Consider the following 4,344-nt stretch of genomic DNA (forward strand, 5'->3'; position numbering starts at 1 on the left):
CCCCCACCCGGTGGGGGCCGGCCCGGCCGGACCGATCAGCCGAACGCCGTCTGGATCCGCGAGCGGTCCACCCGGTAGGGGTCCGGCTCCTGGTCCAGGCCGATGTCGTTCAGGAACTCGCCCTTGATCGCGTTCTGGTTGGTCTCGTCGTGCCAGGCGTCCTTGGCGACCCCCGCCGCCGTCTGCCCGGCCGCCTTGAGGTTGCCCTTGAGGGTGCCGTCCCCGACCTGGACGCCGTCGCGGTCGCCCTTGTCCATCCCCATCCAGTCCTCGACCTGGTCCTGGGCCCAGGACTCGGCCTTCTGGGCGGCCTTGTCGGTGAGTTTCTGGGCGTACTTGGCGGCCTTGGTCCCGTCCTCCTCCAGCGTCCGGAGCTTGTTGAAGGTGCTCTCGACCTTCTCCATCTTCTCCATCACCTTGGCGATGTCGCCGATGCTCCGGGTCGCCTTCACCGCCTTGCCCATCTCCTGCAGGGCCTTCAGCAGCTCCTCCAGCGCCCTCGCCAGCTTGTTGGACACCTGGGCCACCCGGGCGATGAAGACGCCGATCTCCGCCTCGTCCAGGATCGCGCCGACCACCGCGGCCGCGCCGAAGGTGACCACCGTCAGCACCGCCTCCGCGGCCAGCGACACGATCAGCGACTCGATCGCCTCGGTGATGATGTCGATCACCATCCCCTCGGCCACCGCGCACTCCTGCGCGGCCGAGTTGATGATCTGCGCGGTCTGCATCATCTCTTCGGCGGTCTGGTCGAGCGCGTCCGCGACGTCGCCCATGTGACCGCCGAACGCGTCGCTCGCCGACCCCGACCAGCTCTCCGCCACCGGCATCACGCCGGAGCGCAGCTCCGCCGCCACCGACCGCACCGCACCCGCCTGGGCCTGCCACTCCATCGTGGCGTAGTTCAGCTCGTCCAGCTTGCCGGTGACCTTCTCCAGCGCGTCCAGCAGCCCGGACTGCTCCAGCGCCTCCACCACCAGCCCGTCGATCGCGCCGCTCAGGCCGCCGCGCGACTTGTGCTGCGCCTCCTCCAGTTGCTGGATCTTCTCCTCGACCTGCGCCTGCGCCCACGCGTACGCGTCGCTGCGCCCGGCCAACATCCCGGCCGCCGGTCCTCCGAGCCGTCCGGGCTGGGTGGTGATCGCGCCGCCGAACCCGCCGCCCGGCGACACGTACGCGGGCTGGGTGCTCCAGCCCTCCGGCCCCATCGCGTCGGAGCCCGGTCCGGGCTGGGTGGTGGGGCCGAGCAGCCGCGCCTGGTCCATCACGGCGTGGGCCAGGCCCGCCCCCACCGGAGCCTCCTCCTCGCCCTCGCCCCCGCCCTCCCCCTCGCCGGAGGATCCGAACACCTTGTCGGCGGCCCAGTCCCCGGCCTTGCCGCCGAAGTTGCCCGCCGCACTGGCGGCGAAGTTCTTGGCGCTCTCCGCGGCGGTGTCCTTCAACCCCTGCCCGAGCCCGCCGCCGAACCACTTCGACCGGTCCGGCTCGACCGGCTCCTCCACCGGGGCCGCGGGCTCGGCGGCCCCGGCATGCCTCGACCCGGTGCGGATCGTGCTCGGATCCCCCACCCTCGGCGCCGGCCGGCCGTCGTCCACCGTGCTCGGGTGGGTCACCGTCGGCTGACTGCTGGTGCTGTGCGAGGTGCTGGTGCCGCTGTGCGAGGTGCTGGTGCTGTGCGAGGTGCTGGTGCTGTGCGAGGTGCTGGTGCTGTGCGAGGTGCTGCCGCCACCACCGCCGCCACTGCTGCGCGAACCGCTGCTCCGCATCACCGACCACCCCCCATGGTGCCGGCCACGTACTCCTCGTGGTCCGTGTAGTTCCGCGACACCCCCGCCAGCCCCCGCGAGGTGCCGTTCACCGCGTTGCCGAGCAGCCCGACGTTCTCGTGGCTGGCGCCGGCGTGCTCCTGGTACGCCGTCGCCAGGTGCTGGGCGTTCGGCAGGTGCCCGAACGCGTCCGACGAGATGGTGATCGCGGCGGTGGCCGCCGCGATCCGGTTCAACTGCTCGGCCTGCTCGGCCAGCAGCGACGAGTAGCGGTCGAGCACACTGGGCTCGACCTCAAACCCGTTGTCCCCCATGGCAGTTGCCCTTCTCCGTCGTGTCTTCGTACATCCATCCGACAGGCCGGTCATCCTACTGATCCGCATGCAAAGGACGAGCAAACCAATGTCCGAAAAGGACTGACGTGACAGCTGTTGCACCCTCAGAATGGCCTTGATTCCAGGGGGGTTCGCATGAGTGGACGACAGAAGGCATTCCTCGCCGGGCTGGTGGCCGCGATCGCCGTCGCGGCGGCGGCACTACTGCTGTGGCCCGCCGCGAAGCAACCCGCCGCCGCCCCGCCCCCGCCACCGGCGTCACCGTCCCCCACGCCCAGCCCCAGCCCGTCGAAGACCTACCCGTACCCGTTCTACCCGCCGGGGACGTGCCTGGTGGTGCCGTGGCTCAGCAAGGTCACGACGACCGGGGTCGTCCCGTGCGACCAGCCGCACGACTCCGAGACGATCTCCGTCGTGGTGCTGCCCGAAGGGCTGACCGACGACGGCGCGATCGTCCAGGCCACCCTGCGGCTCTGCAAGGACGAGTACACCGCCGTGAAGCAGCGGCAGGGCGGTACGACTCCGTACTACAACAGCCCGCTCTCCCCCGGCGCCCAGTACTACCGGCAGGGCTTCCGGGAGGCGAGCTGCGCGGTGACCGTCAGCAACCAGAACGACGACCGCAAGCTGACCGCCCCCCTCCACTGACGCCGTAGGCTGGGTGCATGGCGAGTCTTGCGCAGGGTGAACGGGCCCGGTTGAGTCGGTTGTTGGCGGCGGCGGGGCCCGAGGGGGCGACGCTGTGCGAGGGGTGGGCCGCGCGGGACCTGGCGGCGCACCTGGTGGTGCGGGAGGGGCGGCCGGACGCGGCGGCGGGGATCCGGGTGGGGGCGCTGGCGGGGTGGACGGAGCGGGTGCAGGGGGAGGTGGCGGGGCGGGGGTACGAGGGGCTGGTGAAGTCGTTCCGGTCGGGGCCGCCGGCCTTCTCGCCGTTCAACCTGCCGGGGGTGGACGCGGCGGCGAACCTGGTGGAGTTCTTCGTGCACGCGGAGGACGTCCGCCGGGCGGTGCCGTTCGAGCCGGAGCCGCTGTCGCCGGAGCTGGCGGAGGCGCTGTGGAAGCGGCTGCCGGCGGTGGCCCGGTTCGGGGACGCGAAGTCGCCGGTCTCGTTGCGGCTGGTGCACCCGGACGGCCGGGAGGCGCTGGTGCGGCGGCGGGGGACGCCGGTGGTGACGGTGCGCGGGGAGCCGGGCGAGCTGGTGCTGTTCCTGTACGGGCGGGGCGCGCGGGCCGCGGTGGTGGCGGAGGGGGTGCCGGAGGCGGTGGAGACGCTGGGGCACGTGCTGCCGCTGCCGCCCCGGGGCTGACGGCGCGTCGGCCCGTTCTGCCCGGTCGGTGTGCCAGCCTGGCCGTGACCCGACGGTCCGACGACCCCGTCCCCGCACGTCCAGGAGCGCGCCATGGTGAGCACCGTCCCCCGGCCCGGTACGCCGAACCGGATCGACCTCGGCAGTCCGGACCTCGCCGAGTCCGCGCTGTTCTACGGTGCGGTGTTCGGCTGGGAGCCGGAGCCGGCCGGCCCGGGCGGCCGCGGGTTCTTCCGTTCCGGGGGCCGGCGGGTGGCGTCGCTGGGGCCGCTGTCGGAGGCGGAGGCGCTGCCGTCCTGGACGGTGTGCTTCCGCACGGCGGACGCGGACGCCGTCGCGGCGGCGGTGGAGCGCGCGGGCGGCACGGTGTCAGCCCGGCCGGCGGGGCTGCCGGGGCAGGGGCGCTCGGCGCGGTTCACGGATCCGCTCGGCGGCCGGTTCGGGGTGTGGCAGTCCGAGGGGGCGGCGGAGGTCGTGGCGGGGGCGGCGGGCGGGCCGGGCACGCTGTGCTGGGCGGAGCTGCGCACGCCGGACGTGCCGGGGGCGCTGCGGTTCTACCGGGGCCTGTTCGACTGGCGGGCCCGGCCCTCCGAGCTGCCGGGGGTGGAGTACACGGTGCTGGGCCCGGCGGAGGGCCCGGAGGACTTCGGCGGGGCCACCGGCGTGCACCCGCGGGTGGACGTGGGCTGGCTGGTGCACTTCGCGGTGGCGGACGCGCTGCTGGCCACGGACGGGGTCCGGCGGGCGGGCGGCAGCATCCTGGTCCCGCCGGAGCCGGTCCCGGCGGTGGGCCGGATCGCGGTGCTGGCGGACCCGTTCGGCGCGCAGTTCGCGATCCTGGAGCCGGAACCCCGCCGGTAGCGCACCGGCGGGGTTCCTGAGCGGCCGTCAGCGGACGGGGTGCCCGGTGGCCCGGAGTTCGTCCTTGACCTGGCC

At 73.7% G+C, this 4,344-nt stretch carries 5 protein-coding genes; 3 read left to right on the plus strand and 2 right to left on the minus strand.

The window, feature by feature from the left end:
- Positions 1–35: 35 nt before the first annotated feature.
- Positions 36–1,766: a WXG100 family type VII secretion target gene (locus tag ACFUEL_RS35865; RefSeq protein ID WP_380241802.1), complete on the minus strand. Its 1,731-nt coding sequence runs from the start codon at positions 1,764–1,766 to the stop codon at positions 36–38.
- Positions 1,766–2,080: a hypothetical protein gene (locus tag ACFUEL_RS35870; protein ID WP_380241804.1), complete on the minus strand. Its 315-nt coding sequence runs from the start codon at positions 2,078–2,080 to the stop codon at positions 1,766–1,768. Before ACFUEL_RS35870 ends, ACFUEL_RS35865 begins: the two co-directional genes overlap by 1 nt.
- Before the next feature lie 156 nt (positions 2,081–2,236).
- On the opposite strand from ACFUEL_RS35870, the gene ACFUEL_RS35875 reads away from it, so the two are divergent.
- From ACFUEL_RS35875 to ACFUEL_RS35885, 3 genes are all read left to right on the plus strand, one after another.
- Positions 2,237–2,749: a hypothetical protein gene (locus tag ACFUEL_RS35875; protein WP_380241805.1), complete on the plus strand. Its 513-nt coding sequence runs from the start codon at positions 2,237–2,239 to the stop codon at positions 2,747–2,749.
- Between the two features lie 17 nt (positions 2,750–2,766).
- Positions 2,767–3,408: a TIGR03085 family metal-binding protein gene (locus ACFUEL_RS35880; protein ID WP_380241807.1), complete on the plus strand. Its 642-nt coding sequence runs from the start codon at positions 2,767–2,769 to the stop codon at positions 3,406–3,408.
- A 93-nt stretch (positions 3,409–3,501) separates the two neighbouring features.
- Positions 3,502–4,269, plus strand: coding sequence for a VOC family protein (locus ACFUEL_RS35885; RefSeq protein WP_380241809.1), 768 nt, complete (start codon positions 3,502–3,504; stop codon positions 4,267–4,269).
- The last annotated feature ends 75 nt before the right edge of the window (positions 4,270–4,344 follow it).

This window comes from Kitasatospora sp. NPDC057198 (genome assembly GCF_042670125.1).
Classification (GTDB): Bacteria; Actinomycetota; Actinomycetes; order Streptomycetales; family Streptomycetaceae; genus Kitasatospora.

Coding starts and splice junctions, on each gene's coding strand:
- ACFUEL_RS35875 (WP_380241805.1), top strand. CDS start 2,237: ATGAGTGGACGACAGAAGGCATTCCTCGCCGGGCTGGTGGCCGCGATC.
- ACFUEL_RS35870 (WP_380241804.1), bottom strand. CDS start 2,080: ATGGGGGACAACGGGTTTGAGGTCGAGCCCAGTGTGCTCGACCGCTAC.
- ACFUEL_RS35885 (WP_380241809.1), top strand. CDS start 3,502: ATGGTGAGCACCGTCCCCCGGCCCGGTACGCCGAACCGGATCGACCTC.
- ACFUEL_RS35865 (WP_380241802.1), bottom strand. CDS start 1,766: ATGCGGAGCAGCGGTTCGCGCAGCAGTGGCGGCGGTGGTGGCGGCAGC.
- ACFUEL_RS35880 (WP_380241807.1), top strand. CDS start 2,767: ATGGCGAGTCTTGCGCAGGGTGAACGGGCCCGGTTGAGTCGGTTGTTG.